Origin of the sequence: Mycobacterium sp., assembly GCF_035274705.1 — a bacterium.
Taxonomy (GTDB): Bacteria; Actinomycetota; Actinomycetes; order Mycobacteriales; family Mycobacteriaceae; genus Mycobacterium.
This window is the reverse complement of sequence record NZ_DATENY010000117.1, coordinates 1-16,940: the sequence shown is the minus strand read 5'-3', so window position 1 is coordinate 16,940 and position 16,940 is coordinate 1. Positions and strand designations below refer to the sequence as shown.

20 protein-coding genes are annotated in these 16,940 nt (G+C 66.7%); 11 read left to right on the top strand and 9 right to left on the bottom strand.

Annotated elements, in window-relative coordinates; translation table 11 throughout:
- Nucleotides 1-12 precede the first annotated feature (12 nt).
- On the bottom strand, nt 13-1,380 hold the full coding sequence (locus VJV41_RS24610; RefSeq protein WP_325338173.1) for a HAMP domain-containing sensor histidine kinase: 1,368 nt from the start codon (nt 1,378-1,380) through the stop codon (nt 13-15).
- A 47-nt stretch (nt 1,381-1,427) separates the two neighbouring features.
- Here VJV41_RS24610 and VJV41_RS24605 point away from each other — a divergent pair, with 47 nt between their 5' ends.
- Together VJV41_RS24605 and VJV41_RS24600 are read left to right on the top strand one after the other, a co-directional pair.
- On the top strand, nt 1,428-2,210 hold the full coding sequence (locus VJV41_RS24605; protein WP_325338172.1) for an alpha/beta hydrolase: 783 nt from the start codon (nt 1,428-1,430) through the stop codon (nt 2,208-2,210).
- A gap of 2 nt (nt 2,211-2,212) precedes the next feature.
- Nucleotides 2,213-2,509: an MGMT family protein gene (locus VJV41_RS24600; RefSeq protein ID WP_325338170.1), complete on the top strand. Its 297-nt coding sequence runs from the start codon at nt 2,213-2,215 to the stop codon at nt 2,507-2,509.
- Nucleotides 2,510-2,575: 66 nt separating this feature from the next.
- On the opposite strand, the gene VJV41_RS24595 is transcribed toward VJV41_RS24600, so the two are convergent.
- From VJV41_RS24595 to VJV41_RS24585, 3 genes are all read right to left on the bottom strand, one after another.
- Nucleotides 2,576-3,430: a TIGR02569 family protein gene (locus VJV41_RS24595; RefSeq protein WP_325338168.1), complete on the bottom strand. Its 855-nt coding sequence runs from the start codon at nt 3,428-3,430 to the stop codon at nt 2,576-2,578.
- Between the two features lie 36 nt (nt 3,431-3,466).
- Nucleotides 3,467-4,645 (bottom strand): adenylyltransferase/sulfurtransferase MoeZ, encoded by a 1,179-nt coding sequence (moeZ, locus tag VJV41_RS24590; RefSeq protein ID WP_325338166.1) that lies wholly within the window; start codon nt 4,643-4,645, stop codon nt 3,467-3,469.
- A gap of 96 nt (nt 4,646-4,741) precedes the next feature.
- Nucleotides 4,742-5,767, bottom strand: coding sequence for a DUF3152 domain-containing protein (locus VJV41_RS24585; protein WP_325338164.1), 1,026 nt, complete (start codon nt 5,765-5,767; stop codon nt 4,742-4,744).
- A gap of 130 nt (nt 5,768-5,897) precedes the next feature.
- Here VJV41_RS24585 and VJV41_RS24580 point away from each other — a divergent pair, with 130 nt between their 5' ends.
- Nucleotides 5,898-6,575, top strand: coding sequence for a TetR/AcrR family transcriptional regulator (locus VJV41_RS24580; RefSeq protein WP_325338163.1), 678 nt, complete (start codon nt 5,898-5,900; stop codon nt 6,573-6,575).
- On the opposite strand, the gene VJV41_RS24575 is transcribed toward VJV41_RS24580, so the two are convergent.
- Nucleotides 6,562-6,819: a DUF3107 domain-containing protein gene (locus tag VJV41_RS24575; RefSeq protein ID WP_325338237.1), complete on the bottom strand. Its 258-nt coding sequence runs from the start codon at nt 6,817-6,819 to the stop codon at nt 6,562-6,564. The genes VJV41_RS24580 and VJV41_RS24575 overlap by 14 nt on opposite strands.
- Before the next feature lie 224 nt (nt 6,820-7,043).
- Between VJV41_RS24575 and VJV41_RS24570 the strand changes: the two genes are divergently transcribed.
- Entirely contained in the window at nt 7,044-7,745 is a 702-nt protein-coding gene (locus VJV41_RS24570; protein WP_325338161.1) for a hypothetical protein, read from the top strand.
- A gap of 1 nt (nt 7,746) precedes the next feature.
- Here the strand turns inward: VJV41_RS24570 and VJV41_RS24565 are convergent, their stop codons facing one another.
- The gene (locus VJV41_RS24565) at nt 7,747-8,439 is read right to left on the bottom strand and encodes a ferritin-like fold-containing protein (protein ID WP_325338159.1); all 693 of its coding nucleotides are present in this window, start codon (nt 8,437-8,439) and stop codon (nt 7,747-7,749) included.
- 213 nt (nt 8,440-8,652) lie between these two features.
- Here VJV41_RS24565 and VJV41_RS24560 point away from each other — a divergent pair, with 213 nt between their 5' ends.
- Both VJV41_RS24560 and VJV41_RS24555 read left to right on the top strand, forming a co-directional pair.
- Nucleotides 8,653-10,116, top strand: a complete 1,464-nt coding sequence (locus VJV41_RS24560; RefSeq protein WP_325338157.1) for a DEAD/DEAH box helicase — start codon at nt 8,653-8,655, stop codon at nt 10,114-10,116.
- Between the two features lie 14 nt (nt 10,117-10,130).
- Complete coding sequence (locus VJV41_RS24555) at nt 10,131-11,342, top strand: hypothetical protein (protein WP_325338155.1); 1,212 nt, start codon at nt 10,131-10,133, stop codon at nt 11,340-11,342.
- Here the strand turns inward: VJV41_RS24555 and VJV41_RS24550 are convergent.
- A complete protein-coding gene (locus VJV41_RS24550) occupies nt 11,339-12,142 on the bottom strand; it encodes a ParA family protein (RefSeq protein WP_325338153.1) in 804 nt (267 codons plus the stop codon). The genes VJV41_RS24555 and VJV41_RS24550 overlap by 4 nt on opposite strands.
- A 51-nt stretch (nt 12,143-12,193) precedes the next feature.
- Here VJV41_RS24550 and VJV41_RS24545 point away from each other — a divergent pair, with 51 nt between their 5' ends.
- From VJV41_RS24545 to VJV41_RS24535, 3 genes are read left to right on the top strand one after another with little or no spacing between them, the layout of a single operon-like run.
- Nucleotides 12,194-12,805, top strand: coding sequence for an acid phosphatase (locus VJV41_RS24545; protein WP_325338151.1), 612 nt, complete (start codon nt 12,194-12,196; stop codon nt 12,803-12,805).
- Nucleotides 12,802-13,899: an isochorismate synthase gene (locus tag VJV41_RS24540; protein ID WP_325338149.1), complete on the top strand. Its 1,098-nt coding sequence runs from the start codon at nt 12,802-12,804 to the stop codon at nt 13,897-13,899. Before VJV41_RS24545 ends, VJV41_RS24540 begins: the two co-directional genes overlap by 4 nt.
- On the top strand, nt 13,896-14,375 hold the full coding sequence (locus tag VJV41_RS24535; protein WP_325338147.1) for a GNAT family N-acetyltransferase: 480 nt from the start codon (nt 13,896-13,898) through the stop codon (nt 14,373-14,375). Before VJV41_RS24540 ends, VJV41_RS24535 begins: the two co-directional genes overlap by 4 nt.
- Here the strand turns inward: VJV41_RS24535 and VJV41_RS24530 are convergent.
- Complete coding sequence (locus VJV41_RS24530) at nt 14,330-14,752, bottom strand: hypothetical protein (protein WP_325338145.1); 423 nt, start codon at nt 14,750-14,752, stop codon at nt 14,330-14,332. The two genes, VJV41_RS24535 and VJV41_RS24530, sit on opposite strands and share 46 nt — an antisense overlap.
- A gap of 35 nt (nt 14,753-14,787) precedes the next feature.
- Here VJV41_RS24530 and VJV41_RS24525 point away from each other — a divergent pair, with 35 nt between their 5' ends.
- Nucleotides 14,788-15,744 (top strand): diacylglycerol kinase family protein, encoded by a 957-nt coding sequence (locus VJV41_RS24525; RefSeq protein WP_325338144.1) that lies wholly within the window; start codon nt 14,788-14,790, stop codon nt 15,742-15,744.
- Nucleotides 15,745-15,991: 247 nt separating this feature from the next.
- The gene (gene whiB1, locus VJV41_RS24520; protein WP_003882795.1) at nt 15,992-16,246 is read left to right on the top strand and encodes a transcriptional regulator WhiB1; all 255 of its coding nucleotides are present in this window, start codon (nt 15,992-15,994) and stop codon (nt 16,244-16,246) included.
- A gap of 127 nt (nt 16,247-16,373) precedes the next feature.
- On the opposite strand, the gene VJV41_RS24515 is transcribed toward whiB1, so the two are convergent.
- The coding region (locus tag VJV41_RS24515; RefSeq protein ID WP_325338131.1) for an ATP-binding protein at nt 16,374-16,940 on the bottom strand (567 nt) is incomplete at its 5' end.

Below are 16,940 nucleotides of genomic sequence, written 5' to 3'. Positions count from 1 at the left end.
TGGGAGCGGCGTCTAGAACAACGAGTCGTCGGAGCGTGGTTGCGGCGGCGGCAGACGCAGCAGCAGCCGCGCGCCACCCAGCGGACCTGCCTCCAGAGACGCTGTGCCGCTGTGCAACTCGGCCTGCTGGGCGACGAGCGCGAGCCCCAAGCCGGATCCTGAACGTGCTGCCGTCGACCCGCGCGAGAACCGCTCGAACACCTCGGCGCGCTCCTCCTCGGGTACACCGCTGCCGTTGTCGTCGACCGCGATCTCCACGCCGTGGCTGGAACTGACCGCGCTGAGCATGATTTCGGTGGCACCGCCGTGCTTGATCGCGTTGGCGATGGCATTGTCGATCACCAGCCGCAGGCCCGCAGGCATGCCCAGCATCAACACGGTCGGCGACGGCATGAGCGTCACCTTCACGTCCGGATAGGTGCGCATTGCGTCGTGGGCGGCGCGGTCCAGCAGCTCGGTGATGTCGACCGGCACGAAGTCGTCGACAGTGGTCAACTCGCCCTGCGCGAGCCGCTCCAGCGCCGTCAGCGTCGCCTCAATCCGCAGCTGGGTGCGCATGACGTCGTCGATCACTTGTTTGCGTTGTTCGGCCGGCGGGTCGAGCGTCGACAGGACTTCGAGGTTGGTGCGCATGGCCGTCAGCGGCGTGCGCAGTTCGTGCGACGCGACGGCGGCGAAGTCGCGGGCCGACTCCAGCGCCGCTCTCGTGCGTTGTTGCTCGGTGCCGATGCGATCGAGCATGCCCTCGACGGAGTCCGCGATCTCGACGGCCTCACGCACCCCGCGCACGTGCACTTCGTCGGGCTTGGACTGGGCGTTGATCGCGCGGGCCTGCTGGGCCAGCACCCGGAACGGGTTGATCATGATGAACCACATCACCCAGCCCACCAGAACCGTGGCCACCAGCGCGCTGCCGCAAATTATCAGCACCCGCATGTGTAACGCGTCGACCCGGCGCTGCGCTTCGGCCACCGGCGCGCCGAGGGCGATCGATGCCATCCCCGCCGAGAAGGTGCGCACCCGGTATTCGACGCCGTTAATGGTCGTGTTGGCGTAGCCGTTGTCGAAATGCGGCAACACGATGTCGCTGGGTACCGACACCGTCGCAGGGCCAATGCGTGCCGTGCGGACCAGGCTGCCATCCGGCATGGGCTGATCGGAATCGGCGTTCTGTGCGCTGCTCAACAGTGTGTTGATGTCGCCCAGCCTGCTGAGTGAGTCCAGCTGCCGGTCCAGCTGGCTGTACTGGTCATTGGTGACGCCGATCCAGACCCAGGTGCCGAGCGTGATGACGACTGCCACTACCCCCAGCGCGGCGACGACGACGATTGTGCGCAGCGAAAGCACCCGCATCGGCAGCCAGCGCAACAGCCTGTCCATGCCGCCATACTGCCTGATCGCCGAGAACGGCCTCTAGCATCGACGCCGTGAGCGACGTCCTGCATGTCCACCGCTACGGGCCGGCAGACCCGCCTCGGGTCTTGGCCGTCCACGGGTTGACCGGGCACGGCCGGCGATGGGAGACCATCGCGACGAGACATCTGCCCGAGATCGCGATCACCGCGCCGGACCTCATCGGGCACGGACGGTCGTCCTGGGCGGCGCCATGGACGCTGGACGAAAACGTCGCCGCGCTTGCCGGCCTGCTCGACGCCGAGGCGGACGGGCCCGTCGTGGCGGTCGGGCATTCGTTCGGCGGCGCGGTAGCGCTCGGTCTGGCTGCTGCGCGGCCCGACGTGGTCGGCGCGCTGGTGCTGCTCGATCCCGCGGTGGGCTTGGACGGCGGCTGGATGCGTGACATCGCCGACGACATGTTCGCCTCACCGGACTACACCGACCGCGAGGAGGCCCGCCTCGAGAAGGTCAACGGCTCCTGGGGCGAGGTCGACCCGGATGAGCTGGACCGCGAACTCGACGAGCATCTGATCGACCTGCCCAATGGGCGGGCCGGCTGGCGGATCAGCATCCCGGCGATGATGTCGTACTGGAGCGAGTTGGCCCGGCCAATCACATTGCCGCCCAATGAAATACCCGTAACACTGGTACTGGCGACGAAAACGAATCCGCCGTATGTCACCGACGAGCTGCTCGCAGGACTGGGCGGCCGAACCGATTTCACGCTGCTCGAGTGGGATTGCGATCACATGGTTCCCCAGGCGCGCGCGGCCGAAACCGCGGCGGTGATCCGCAAGATGCTTTCGGAGTCGTAGCGGTGCCGGCGGTCACTGACGAGCAGGTGGAGACGGTGCGCGCGCTGGTCGCCGCGATTCCAGCGGGACGCGTGTCGACATACGGCGACATCGCCGACGCCGCAGGGCTTTCCAGCCCGCGGATCGTCGGCTGGATCATGCGCACGGACTCGTCGGATCTGCCATGGCATCGGGTGATCAGGGCATCCGGCCGGCCCGCGCCGCACCTGACGACGCGGCAGCTGGAGCTGTTGCGCGCCGAAGGAGTGCTCGCGCACGACGGACGCGTGCGGCTCTCGGAAGTCCGCCATGAGTTCTAGGCGCGAGCAGACATAAAACTGCCTAAATTGGGCGAAAATTGGACAGTTTTGCGTCTGCTCGCGCGTCTAAAGCACCAGGCGGACCAAAGCCGCCGTACGCGCCAAACCGGGGAACGCCGCCGCCGTCGAGCGCGGATGCAGCGCGTGCACTGCGAGCCTGAACATCAACGCGCGCAACAACATCTGCGGCCACTCCGGCAACGGGCTCCATCGTTCGATCAGCCCGTCATCGGCCTCGCCCCATGACAGCGCGTCGACCACCACCACCGCGGCCGCCCACGCCGCCGGCCGCCAGTAAGGGGTGATGTCTGTGATGCCCGGCGCCGCGGTGCCCGCGAAAAGCACTGTGCCGTAGAGATCGCCGTGCACCAGCTGGCTCGGACTCTTGGTCGGCCGTCGCAGCGCGGCGAGCTGGTTGATCAGCTCGATCGAACGCTGTCCATCCGCCGAACCCGGTGACACCCGCGCACCCGGCGGCAGCGAGTGCAGCGGCCGCTCCTCCCACGCCGCCCGGTCGGCGGCGATGAACACGTCGACGTCAGACCACGGCGCGACCGGCGGCTGCGTCAGAAAGCGCGGCCGCTCGAGTTTGGCCGTCGCCTCGTGCAATCGAACCGCAGCCGAAACCACTTCGTCATGGCGCGGTTCCGGAGTTCCCGCGACGTACGTGTCGGCCCGCCAGCCTGCGACCACGTAACGCCCGTCGGTCGAGCGCACCGGCCGTGCCAGCCGAACACCGTCGACGAACAACGTCTCGCGGACCTTCGCCGACCATGCGGCGCGGGCGTGATCGGCCACCATCGACAACACGACTTCGCCGCAGCGCCAGCCGCCCTCCCAGCTCGAGCCGAGCGGAACCGGCCGCACGCCAGACAAACCGAACGCGGCCAGCACATGATCCGGCGGCCGTTCGACAGTCACCACCTCAGCCTAAGCCGAGTTACGGCAAACAAGCCGTTAGTACATCACCATGTCGGGCTCGAGTTGCTTGCCCCACGCGACGATTCCGCCCTGGACGTGCAACGCGTCGGAGAAGCCCGCCTTCTTCACGATGGCCAGCACCTCGGCCGAACGCACTCCCGTCTTGCAGTAGAACACCGGTGTGCGGTCGACCTGCAACGTGGCCAACGCCTCGCCGGACTCGAAGGCCCCCTTCGGGATCAGCTCGGCGCCCTCGATCCGGTTGATGTCCCACTCGACGGGCTCGCGTACGTCGATCAGCGCCAACGGCTTACCGGAGTCCAGCAGCTCGCGCAGCTCGCGCGGCGTGATCGTCGAATCGGCGGCCGCCTCGGCGGCGGCTTCGGACACCACGCCGCAGAACTCCTCGTAGTCGATGAGTTCGGTGATCTTCGGCGTCGACGGATCCTTGCGGATCTTGATCGTCCGGTACGTCATGTCCAGTGCGTCGTAGACCATCAACCGGCCCAGCAGCGGCTCACCGATTCCGGTGATCAGCTTGATGGCCTCGGTGCCCATCACCGACGCGATCGATGCGCACAGAATGCCCAGTACACCGCCTTCAGCGCAGGACGGCACCATCCCCGGTGGCGGCGGCTCGGGATACAGGTCGCGGTAGTTCAGGCCCAGGCCGTCGGGAGCGTCCTCCCAGAACACGGATACCTGGCCCTCGAAGCGATAGATCGAACCCCAGACGTAGGGCTTACCGGCCAGCACCGCGGCGTCGTTGACCAGATAGCGCGTCGCGAAGTTGTCGGTCCCGTCGAGGATCAGGTCGTACTGCTCGAACAGGTCGACGGCGTTGTCGGGCTCCAGCCGCAGCTCATGCAGCCGCACCTCGACCAGCGGGTTGATCTCACGGATCGAGTCACGTGCGCTCTCCGCCTTGGATCGGCCAATGTCGGATTGCCCGTGGATGATCTGGCGCTGCAGGTTGGACTCGTCGACCACGTCGAATTCGACGATGCCGATGGTGCCCACCCCAGCGGCGGCCAGGTACAGCAGCGTCGGAGAGCCGAGGCCGCCCGCTCCGATCACCAGCACCTTGGCGTTCTTGAGCCGCTTCTGCCCGTCGACACCGAGGTCCGGGATGATCAGGTGGCGGCTGTAGCGCGCGACCTCTTCGCGCGTGAGTCCTGCCGCCGGCTCTACCAGCGGCGGCAACGAGGTTGACACCGAATACTCCTTGATTGACTTCTTATGTCCATCACATCAGTTGTCCATAGCTACTGCAATCAACAGCAACGAGGCCCTGCTACTTCCCGCGCCGACCTACGCGATCGGGTACGGCCAGGGATTGAACCGGCAGGTCTTGCCGTCTGGTTTGACGGACTCCGGGTCGAAGCGGGCCGCATCGTTGTTATTGGTGGAGAACGTCTGCTGCATCATCACCGGGGCCAATTCGCCGTTGACGCCGCACGGCTCGTGGCGCTGATAGCCGATCGCGTGACCGACCTCGTGGTTGACCAGGTATTGCCGGTAGCTGCCGACGTCGCCCTGGAACGGCACAGCGCCGCGGACCCAGCGCGCCTCGTTGATGAACACCCTCGGCTGGTTGTCGGTATAGGCGGGGTTGTAGCACGACGCCTCGAGCTGGATGTCGTAGCCGCAGCCCTCCCGCACGGTCATCGGCGAGCTGAGCGAGACCCGAAAGTCGGGCTGGCCGCTGTCGATGCGAGTGAACGCGAACTGCGGATTGTGCGTCCAGCTCTTGGGATTCGCGAGCGTTTCACTGACCATTCGGGCGAACCCGTCGTCGCCGCCGAACGTCGTAGTGTCGACGCCGTCCTCGACTTCGACGGTGTAGGTGAACACCTTGGCGGTGCCCTCACCGACCTTCGGCGTCGAGCCGGGAACGATGTGCCACGTCTTCGCGCCCGCCTCGCTGAACGGCCCGCCGTCGGGCAAGATGCCGGTCGGCAGGTTGGCGTCGAACTGAGTCAGCCCCTTCGGCGGCGCGCCGATGATCTGTGTGCTCGCTACGCCGATGGTCGGGGGCCCCTGCACCGGGCCCTCGGCCTCTTTGGGCGCCGACGCGCTGGTACCCGTGATCGTCTGGTACACGACCACCGCGGTCAGCGCGACCAACACGGGCAGCGCGTAGGCCCGCCACCCATAAGTGGAGATGAAGCGGCCCAGCCAAGTCTGCTTGCGCACGCGGCGATGCTCATCGCGATTGGACCTCGCCCTGCCAGAGTCGCCGGCCAGCGGGTCGCGCTGCGCGCGCAGCGGCTCTCGCCACTCATCGCGCAGCACAGGAACGCGACCGCCCCCGCGACGCCCCGGGTCGTAGGTCACCGCAACAGGATGGCACAGTCCAAAGCGCTTGGGTTTTCGGCGCGCCACCGCCACCGCGCGATGGCGTGGATACGCGCACGCCCGAGCAACGGTAGTAATGTCGTTGCGAAACGAGCAGACGAAGGAAGTAATGAGCGATCTCGCCAAAACCGCCGCCAGGAAGCAGGCCAACGGCGGCGCAGTGACCGGCGTCGGCTCTGGCGCGGGTCGGCGCGGGAACAGACTGCCCCGCGACGAACGCCGTGGACAGTTACTCGCTGCTGCCAGCGAGGTTTTCGTCGACCGCGGCTATCACGCCGCAGGCATGGACGAGATCGCCGATCGCGCCGGCGTCAGCAAACCCGTTCTCTACCAACACTTCACGTCGAAACTCGAGCTCTATCTGGCCGTGCTGGCGCGCCATGTCGAGAATCTGGTGTCGGGTGTGCGCCAGGCGTTGCGCACCACGACCGACAACCGCCAGCGCGTGCGCGCCGCGGTGCACGCTTTCTTCGACTTCATCGAGCACGACGGCCAGGGCTACCGGTTGATCTTCGAAAACGACTACGTGACCGAGCCCCAGGTCTCCGCACAGGTCAAGGTCGCCACCGAGGCATGCACCGACGCCGTGTTCGACTTGATCAGCCACGACTCCGGGCTGGAACCGCACCGAGCCCGGATGATCGCCGTCGGACTCGTCAGCATCAGCGTTGATTCAGCGCGGTATTGGCTGAACGCCGAACGGCCGATCTCCAAGGACGACGCCGTGGAGGGCACGGTGCAGTTCATCTGGGGCGGCTTGTCGCACGTCCCGCTTACCCGCTCTTAACGGCCTCGGAGCCGACTGCACCGACACCAAAGCCGACGCGGCGCACGTCCGCCGCGCCGATCTCGACGTAGGCAATCCTGTTGGTCTGCACCAAAAACCGCCGGCCCTTCTCGTCGGTCAGCGCCAACACGCCCGACTCCTTACCCAGCGCATCGGTGACCGACTTCTCCACCTCGCTGGGTGTCTGCGCGCTGTTGAAGATCAGCTCGCGAGGGCTGTCCGTGACACCGATCTTGACCTCCACGCTGAACCCTTTCCGTTCGTCCATCTCTTGCCATGAAGGCTAGTGGACGGGTTGGGGCCAGCGCCCGGCCGGCCACTACGCGACGAGCGAAACGGCTCGGTTGAGAGAAACTCGACCGAACCGAGTCCGGACCGTGACCGAACGTTCAGCGCGTCAACCTCATTCGTCACACCTGCATCGATAGCATCAGGCGCGGCACACGATGAAACGACTGGGATAGCTGGATGAACAGGCCATACACCGCACATTCGCCGTATTCACTGACGCCGACCGAACGGATCCGAAGCCCTCGGGACGACGATGAGCTGGACCCCGAGTATCCGGGCCTCGACGACTACGAGGATTACGAGGACTACGACGACGAGCCGATCGACCGGCGCTGGATCTGGATCGCCGGCGTGGCAGGCGCGATCCTGCTCGTCGCGGTGATCTGCACCGTGGTGATCCTCGGCGGCGGCGACAGTGGTTCGGTTTCGACGACGGTTGCGCCCCTGACCAGTAGCCAGGCCGCCGCGACCACGTCGGCGCGACCAGCCCCGACGACACCGGCGGCTGCTCCCCCACCGGCCGCGCCGCTACCGCCTGAAACGGTTACCACCCTGACGCCCTCTGCCAGCGCGTCACCCAGCGCCGCACCGACCGAGGCTGCTCCGGCACCCAATGCGGTCACCTACCAGGTGACCGGCAACCGGTCGCTTGTCGACCTGGTCACGGTGATCTACACCGATTCCCAGGGTGCGCTGCAGACCGATGTGAACGTCGCGCTGCCCTGGAGCAAGACCGTCGTGCTGGACCCCGGCGTCACACTCAGCTCTGTCACCGCGACCAGCGTCATCGGTCAGCTCAACTGCAGCATCACCGACGGCTCGGGCGCGACACTCGCCGCGCAGAACAACAACTCGATGATCGCGACCTGCACGAAGTAGGTCAGGCCAAGCCGAGTTCGTGCATGCGCGTGCTGTGGGTGTGCTGCAGCCGGTCGAAGAACTCGGTCATCTGTGTGAGGCCCTCGCCGCTGGATACCACGAGGTCGACGAGTTCGTCATGATCGGCCAGCACGTACTGCGCCTGGGTGATGGCCTCCCCGAGCAGCCGTCGCGACCACAGGGTCAGCCGGTGGCGCTGTTTCTCGCTGGCCGTCACGGCAGCCTGCACCTCGGAGACGACGAACTGCGAATGCGCGGTCTCCGACAGCACCGCGCGGACCACATCGGCAACCTCGTCGGGCATGGTGTCGGCGATCTCGAGATAGAAGTCGGCCGCCAGCGCGTCGCCGATGTAGGTTTTGACGAGAGCTTCCAACCATGTGCTCGGCGTCGTCAGCCGGTGATAGTTCTCCAATATCGAGGCGTATTTCGTCATGGCGGGCACGACGTCAACTCCCCTGCGCTCCAACGCATCTCGGAGAACTTCGTAGTGGTTCATCTCCGCGGCGGCCATGCTGGCCATGTTGATCCGCCCGCGCAGATTGGGCGCCATCCGCGCCTCTTCTGTGAGCCGGTAGAACGCCGCGACCTCGCCGTAGGCCAGCAGCGCGAACAGCTCTTTGACGCCGGGATGGTCGGCCGACACGCCTGGGGTGGTCTGCTCGGGAGTGGCCGCAGGCTGCGTCGAATTCATGGCCCAACTCTAGACGCCGACCGGCGCGTCGACCGGCGGGCAAACCCGACCAGGTACCATGGGTCCAGGCGGTGGTTCGCCACTACCCAAGAAATGTGCGTGCACGCAGCCGGCCCGCCTACCTCAGCGCAGGGCCCCGGACGCAGCTTTGTCGAACTCGTGCGCGCGTGGTCGCCATGAGGAATGACAATTGAAAGGCTACGGCTCTCGCGTATGACGCATCTTAATCCAACATTTGCTGAACTCGGAGTTCGCGACGAAATAGTGCGCGCACTCGCCGAGGACGGCAAGGAACACCCCTTTGCTATCCAAGAACTGACAATGCCGCTCGCCTTGGCGGGCGACGACCTGATCGGCCAGGCACGCACCGGCATGGGAAAAACCCTGGCATTCGGTGTGCCGCTACTGCAGCGGATCACCACCGACCCCGAACGTGAGCTTTCGGGCATCCCACGGGCGCTGGTCGTCGTTCCCACCCGCGAGCTCTGCCTGCAGGTGTCCAGCGACCTGGCGACCGCGGCTAAGCACCTCGCCACCGGAGGCGGCCGCAAACTGACCGTCACCTCCATCTACGGCGGCCGCCCCTACGAGCCGCAGATCGAGGCGCTGGCCAAGGGCGTCGACGTCGTCGTCGGCACGCCCGGCCGACTGCTCGACCTCGCGCAGCAGGGTCACCTGCAGCTCGGCGGGCTGTCGATGCTGGTGCTCGACGAGGCCGACGAAATGCTCGACCTCGGCTTCCTGCCCGACATCGAGCGCATACTGCGCCAGATCCCCGAGACCCGGCAGGCCATGCTGTTTTCGGCGACCATGCCGGACCCGATCATCACGCTGGCCCGCACGTTCATGAACCAGCCCACCCACATCCGGGCGGAGGCGCCGCATTCGGCGGCCACCCACGACACCACCGAGCAGTTCGCCTACCGCGCACACGCGTTGGACAAGGTCGAACTGGTCAGCCGGATCCTGCAGGCCAACGGCCGTGGCGCGACGATGATCTTCACCCGCACGAAGCGCACCGCGCAGAAGGTCTCCGACGAGCTGGCCGAGCGCGGCTTCAAGGTCGGTGCCGTCCACGGTGACCTCGGCCAGGCCGCGCGCGAGAAGGCGCTCAAGTCGTTTCGCACCGGCGACATCGATGTGCTCGTCGCCACCGACGTGGCCGCCCGCGGCATCGACATCGACGACATCACCCACGTCATCAACTACCAGATCCCCGAGGACGAGCAGGCCTACGTGCACCGCATCGGTCGCACCGGGCGTGCCGGCAAGACCGGGATCGCGGTCACGCTGGTCGACTGGGATGAGTTGCCCCGCTGGGAAATGATCGACAAGGCGCTGGGGCTGAATAGCCCGGACCCCGCCGAGACGTACTCCAGCTCGCCGCACCTCTACGAAGAGCTCGACATCCCGACCGCCGCCAAAGGCAACATCGGCGAACCGCGCAAGCCGCAGGCCAAGCGCGCGCCGGCGGAGAAGTCCGCCGATCGGCCCGCCCGTACCCGCAACCGCAGGCGCACCCGCGGCGGCAAGACGGTCTCCGGGCATCCCGAGGCGACGGCCGACCAGAGCGCACCCACCGAGGATGACCCCACCGCCGACGGCGCGGAGGCGAAGCCGTCCGGCCGACGTCGTCGCCGTCGGCCGCGCAAGTCCGCGGCGGCCACCACCGGCTAGGTCCTGCCCGACGGATGGTCAAACCCGAACGCCGCACCCGAGCAGACGTGGTGGCGGCTGTGGTGATCGCGGTAGTGGTCGCCGTCGTCGCGGCGCTGATCTGGTGGACCAGTGACGCGCGGGCGACGATCAGCCGGCCCGCCGCGAACGCCGTACCGAACCTGACGCCTGCCAAGGCCGTGCCCGCCTCGCTGCGGGAGCTGTGGACCGCCAGCAGCCCGAAGACAACCATGCCGCTGGTGGTCGGCGGTGCTGTGCTGACCGGTGACGGCCACGAGGTCATCGGCCGTGACCCGGCGACCGGGAACCCGCTGTGGAGTTACGCCCGCGATGTCGACTTATGCGGTGTCACATGGGTTTACACCTACGCGGTTGCGGTTTATCCCGACGTCCGCGGCTGCGGGCAGGTCAGCACGATCGACGCCAAGACCGGCCAGCGGGGCGCCAGCCGAACCGCGTACGCCGACCCAGAAGTGACGCTCTCGTCCGACGGCACCACGGTGCTGTCGGCCGGTGACAGCCGGCTGGAGATGTGGCGCTCGGACATGGTCCGCATGCTGTCCTACGGTTCGCTCGACGCCAGGATCAAACCGGGCACGCCCGCCTCGCCGACATGCCGGCTGGCCTCGGCTGCGGCCAGCTCCGCTGCGGTCTCGGTGCTGGAGGCCTGCCCCAACCAAGCCGACCTGCGCCTGACGCTGTTGCGGCCGGCCAGCGAAGAGGACACGCCCGACGTGAAGTACGTGCCGCAGCCAGGCGTCGCGGATGACTCCGGCGCCCGTGTGGTGGCGGTGTCTGAAACGACGACGGCGGTTTACGTGCCCACTCCGAAGCCGACGGTCAACATCGTCGACGAGACGGGCGCGACGATCGCCAGCACGCTGCTACCGAAGCCGGCGGCACCGAATGCGACGATGTCGCGGGCCGGGGACCTCATCACCTGGTGGACCGGTGATTCCGTAATGGTGTTCTCCGCCAACGGTCTTCGCTACCGCTACACGGTCAGCCCGTCCGGCGCCAACATCCCGCTCGGACCCGCGACGATGATGGCCGGGCGGTTGATGGTCCCCGTCACCGATGGATACGACGTGTTCGACCCGGTCAGCGGCAGCGGTGAGCGACACATCGTGCTGCACCGGCCGCCAAGCACGGCCGCGGTGGTGCCGGCGGTGGCGGGTTCGACGCTGCTCGAGCAGCGCGGCGACGAACTCGCCTCTTTGGGCTAGACCTCCGGCGTGAACGTGGCCAGTCCCGTGCCGTTCTTCCAGTGCTTGAGCAGCGCGCTGGCCAACTCCCGGTAGGCGTGGGCGCCCTTGTTCTTGCGGCTTGCCAGCACAGAAGCACCTGACGCGCTCGCTTCGGCGAAGCGCACAGTGCGCGGGATCGGCGGGGCCAGCACCGGCAAGTCGTAGCGGTCGGCCACGTCGAGCAGCACGTCGCGGCTGTGCGTCGTACGCGAGTCGTACAGCGTCGGCAGCGCACCCAGCAGCTTCAGGTCGGAGTTGGTGATCTGCTGGACGTCGGTGATCGTGCGCAGGAACTGTCCGACGCCGCGGTGCGCCAACGTTTCGCACTGCAGCGGCACGATCACGTCGTCGGCGGCCGTCAGCCCGTTGAGGGTGAGCACGCCGAGCGACGGCGGGCAGTCGATGATCACCACGTCGTAATTGCCGCCGACCTTGGCGAGTGCGCGTTTGAGCGCGTACTCCCGGCCGGCCCGCATGAGCAGCATCGCCTCCGCGCCGGCCAGGTCGATATTGGCCGGAAGCAGCGCCATCCCCTCCGACGTGTCGACGAGCGCGGCGTCCGGCTCGACCTCACCGAGCAGCACGTCGTGGATCGACACAGCCAGCTTGTCGGGATCCTGTCCCAGCGAAAACGTCAAACAGCCTTGCGGATCCAGGTCGACGAGCAGAACCCGCCGGCCCTTCTCCTCCATTGCCGCACCCAACGACGCCACCGTCGTCGTTTTGGCAACCCCACCCTTTTGATTGGCGACAGCTAATACGCGCGTCACGGTGTTCATCCTGGCACGTGTACCCACGCCCGGACGGGACGTGCGGCAGAATCGGTCGGCGTGAGCGTCTTGCAGCATCGGCTGCTACTTTTCCGGCACGGCGAGACCGAATGGTCTCGATCGGGCCGCCATACCAGCCACACCGATCTCGAGCTCACCGACGTGGGCAGGGAGCGGGCCAAGTTGGCCTCCGAAGTGCTCGCCGAGCTGGAACTCGACAACCCGCTCGTGATCAGCAGCCCGATGCGGCGCGCGCTGCAGACCGCCGAGCTGGCCGGGCTGACCGTCGATGAGGTATCCCCGATCCTGCAGGAATGGGACTACGGCAATTACGAGGGCCTGACCACTCCTGAGATCCGCCAGACCGTGCCCGACTGGTTGATCTGGACGCACGGCGCCGACGGCGGCGAGAGCGTCGCGGCGGTCACAGAGCGAGCCGACGGCGCCGTCGAATTGGCCCTGAGACACATGGTGACGCGCGACGTGGTTTTCGTCGGTCACGCGCACTTTTCCCGCTCGGTGATCTCGCGCTGGGTGGAGCTGCCGGTGCCCAAGGGAATCCGATTCGCGATGGCACCCGCGTCGATCGCGGTGCTCGGCTTCGAGCATGCAATCCGGCAGATCATCGCGCAGGGACTGACCGGCCACCGGGATCCGTGTAAGCCACGGTGACACGCGAACCGGTCTTCGTGCTCGCAGGGCGCAACGGCGCCGTGGTCGCCGACGGCGTGCACACGGCCTTCCCCCGGCTCGCCGATGCGCGCGCCGCGCTCGCTTCACACAGCACGCCGATTGTGTTGGGCGCCCTGCCTTTTGACATGACAAAACCGACAGCGCTGATGCGTCCGCAGTCGGTGCAGTTCGCCGAGACGCTGCCGGACTGGCCGTTGCGCCACCTGCCGACAGTGCGGATCACGCAGATGGTCCCCGACCCCGAGGAACACCGCGCGCGCATCGGCGCCGCGCTGCGACGGCTGCAGGATCCGAGCAGCGGTCTGCACAAGGTAGTGCTGGCCCGGGCGTTGCGGTTGGCCTCCAACGGCCCGCTGGACGCGCGCACCGTCCTACACCGGTTGATCGCCAACGACTCGGGGGCCAACGCCTATCTCGCCGATCTGACGGCGGCAGGCGGCGGCTATTCCGGGGCGGTACTCGTCGGCGCCAGCCCGGAGCTTCTGGTCGCCCGCCGCGGCGAGGTGGTGACCTGCCGACCGTTCGCCGGATCGGCGCCCCGGCTACCCGACCCGCAGGCCGACGCGGCCAGTGGCGCCGCATTGGCCGAATCGGCCAAGAACCGCCACGAGCACCGGCTCGTGGTCGATGCGATGCGCGACGCGCTCGATCCTCTGTGCACCGAATTGGAGATCGCCCCCGAACCACAGCTGTCCAAAACTGCAGCAGTGTGGCATCTCTACACGCCCATAACCGGACACCTGCGCGAAAGATCCACGACGGCACTGGATTTGGCCGTCGCCCTCCATCCCACTCCGGCGGTGGGTGGCGTGCCGGCAGCGGCCGCCGCGGAGTTGATCACCGAGCTCGAAGGCGACCGCGGCTTCTATGCCGGCGCGGTCGGCTGGTGCGATCAGCGCGGCGACGGACGTTGGGTGGTGTCGATCCGGTGCGCGCAACTGTCTGCCGATCGCCGCACCGCCGACGCTCATTCGGGCGGCGGCATCGTCGCCGAATCGGAGCCGGACGACGAAGTCGCGGAAACCACAACGAAATTCAATACCATCCTGTCGGCCCTAGGAGTCGAACCGTGACCGAAGTCATCCGCCTCGCCAAGCCTGGCGACGAAACCGAACTGGCCGCCATGATCCACGAGCTCGCGGAGTTCGAGCACGCCCGCGAGGACTGCACGGTGACCGAAAGCCAGTTGCGCGAAGCGCTTTTCGGCGATCAACCGACGGTGTACGGACATATCGCCGAGATCGACGGCGCGGCCGCCGCGGGCGCGCTGTGGTTCCGCAACTTCTCGACATGGGATGGCGTTGCGGGGATCTACTTGGAGGACCTCTACGTGCGCCCGCAGTTCCGCCGCTGCGGCCTGGCCCGCAAGATGCTTGCGACACTCGCCCGCGAATGCGTCGACAGCGGATACACGCGGCTGTCGTGGGCGGTGTTGGACTGGAATACCAACGCGATAGCGCTCTATGACGCGGTCGGCGGGCGCCCGCAGAGCGAGTGGATCACCTATCGGGTGTCAGGCCCGGAGTTGTCTGCACTCGCCGAATCCTGAGCCCCCAGCCAATGCAACGCAGAAGGGCTGAACAACAGCCCCAGCGTGATCAGCGCGACGGCCGCGATCGGGATCCCGTAGAGCCACTGATGTGACCCGACGGCGACGTACCACGTCACCGGCAACAGCAGCAGCTGCGCGAACACCGCGAGCCCGCGGCCCCACCGCCGACCGGTCCACAGCGCCCATCCCGCTGCGAGCACGCCCGCGCTGATGATCGCGAACCAGGCGGCGGTGCCGAACTTGTTCAGCCCCGGCTCGTCAGGACCGGCCAGGCCGCTGACCACGTAGACCACCGCCGCCACCAAACCCGCGGCGCCTTCGAGCGCCACGAGAACAGCGGCCTGACGCACGGTTGCCGGCGAGGGAACGCTCACGACCACGAGCGTAAAGGTCGTTAGGCTCAAGCCTCGTGCGCGCCGTGCTGATCGTGAACCCGAATGCGACGTCCACCACCCCGGCCGGGCGCGATCTGCTCGCCCATGCGCTGGAGAGCCGGGTCAAGCTGACCGTCGCGCACACCGACCATCGCGGTCATGCCGTCGAGATCGCCCGCGACGCCGTTCGCGACGGCATCGACGTGCTGATCGTGCATGGCGGCGACGGCACGGTGAACGAGGTGGTCAACGGGATTCTCGGGGAGGGCGGCCCGGACGCGGCGGCGCCGGCCGTCGGGGTGGTTCCGGGCGGATCGGCGAATGTGTTCGCGCGCGCGCTGGGCATCAGCCCTGACCCGATCGAGGCGACCAACCAGCTCGTCGATCTGCTCGGCGACTATCGCCGCCGCAAGGCATGGCGGCGTATCGGGCTGATGGACTGTGGCGAACGCTGGTGCGTGTTCACCGCGGGAATGGGAGTCGACGGCGACGTGGTGGCGGCCGTGGAGTCGCAACGCGACAAGGGCCGCAAGGTGACGGCGTCACGCTACATCCGCGTCGCGATCCGCGAGATGCTGACCAGTGCTCGCAAAGAGCCGTCGCTGACGCTGGAGCTGCCCGACCGCGACCCGGTGCCGGGTGTGCACTTCGCGTTCGTCTCCAACTCCAGCCCATGGACGTATGCCAATGCCCGTCCGGTGTGGACGAATCCGACGACCACGTTCGAGACGGGGCTGGGTGTGTTCGCGACGACCAGCATGAACGTGTGGGCCAACCTGGGGCTCGTGCGACGGATGTTGTCAAAGAAGCGGGATATCAGGGCCAAGCACCTGATCCGTGAGGACGATCTGCCGTGGCTTCGGGTGACGAGCGACACGCCGGTGGCATGTCAGATTGACGGCGACTTCCTCGGTACGCGCGAGACGATGACGTTCACTGCTGTTCCGGATGCGCTGGGCGTGGTGGCTCCAGCACCAAAAAAAGCGCCCTGACCTGTAGTGACGGTATTCACAGGTTGAGTTAAGGGCGCAGGTGAGTTGAGTGTAGTACAAACGAGTAAGGGTTCTGCTAACGACCCTCGTTAGTGAGATTACCCACTTGTTAACTCGCGAGTATTGACATCTGTTCAGCCTGTGAAACCATCGGAAGCAACAGTGCAGAAACATTTCGCATGCACGCGTTAACAGCCGAAGAAAAGCTCGTGCGCCCTGCTGCGCACATAGTGAGGAGATTAGAACTATGGATTGGCGCCACAAGGCGGTCTGTCGTGACGAGGATCCGGAGCTGTTCTTCCCGGTCGGGAACAGCGGGCCGGCGCTCGCGCAGATTGCTGACGCGAAGCTTGTCTGCAACCGCTGTCCGGTGACCACTGAGTGCCTCACCTGGGCTTTGGATTCAGGCCAGGATGCCGGCGTGTGGGGCGGAATGAGTGAAGACGAGCGGCGCGCGCTCAAGCGGCGCAACGCCCGCACCAAGGCCCGCACCGGGGTCTAACCGCTACCCACCGTTCTAAATTAGCTACGGCCTCGGCAAATTTTGCCGAGGCCGTAACTGTGTGCAAATGCAATTTGTACGAATTGCGTCAGCGAAGTGAATTTGTGCATTTGGTCACACTCGCGACTTACTGCGCGAGTCGCGCTTTGCGACCGATCGGCACTCGCAGCACCACGTCGGTGCCACCGGTCGGGACGTCGTGCATGCCCAGTGAGCCGTCGAGTTCGGCCGACACCAGTGTGCGCACGATCTGCAGACCGAGCCGGTCGGATTTTTCCAGGCTGAAGCCGTCCGGTAGTCCGCGGCCGTCGTCGTGCACGACGACGTCGAGCCAGCGTGCAGAGCGCTCCGCGCGGATGGTCACGCAGCCCTGCGCAGTGTTGGCGTCGAACGCGTGCTCGATCGCGTTCTGTACCAGCTCGGTGATCACCATGATGAGCGCGGTGGCGCGGTCGGCGTCCAGCACACCGAGATCGCCGACCCGGTTGATCCTGATCGGGGTGTCCACTGTTGCAACGTCATTCATGATCGGAAGGATCCGGTCCACCACCTCGTCGAGGTTGACCTCCTCGTCTACCGACATCGACAGCGCGTCGTGCACCAAAGCGATGGACGACACCCGCCGCACCGATTCGATCAAGGCCTCGCGGCCCTCGGCATTGTTGGTACGCCGGGCCTGAAGGCGCAACAGCGC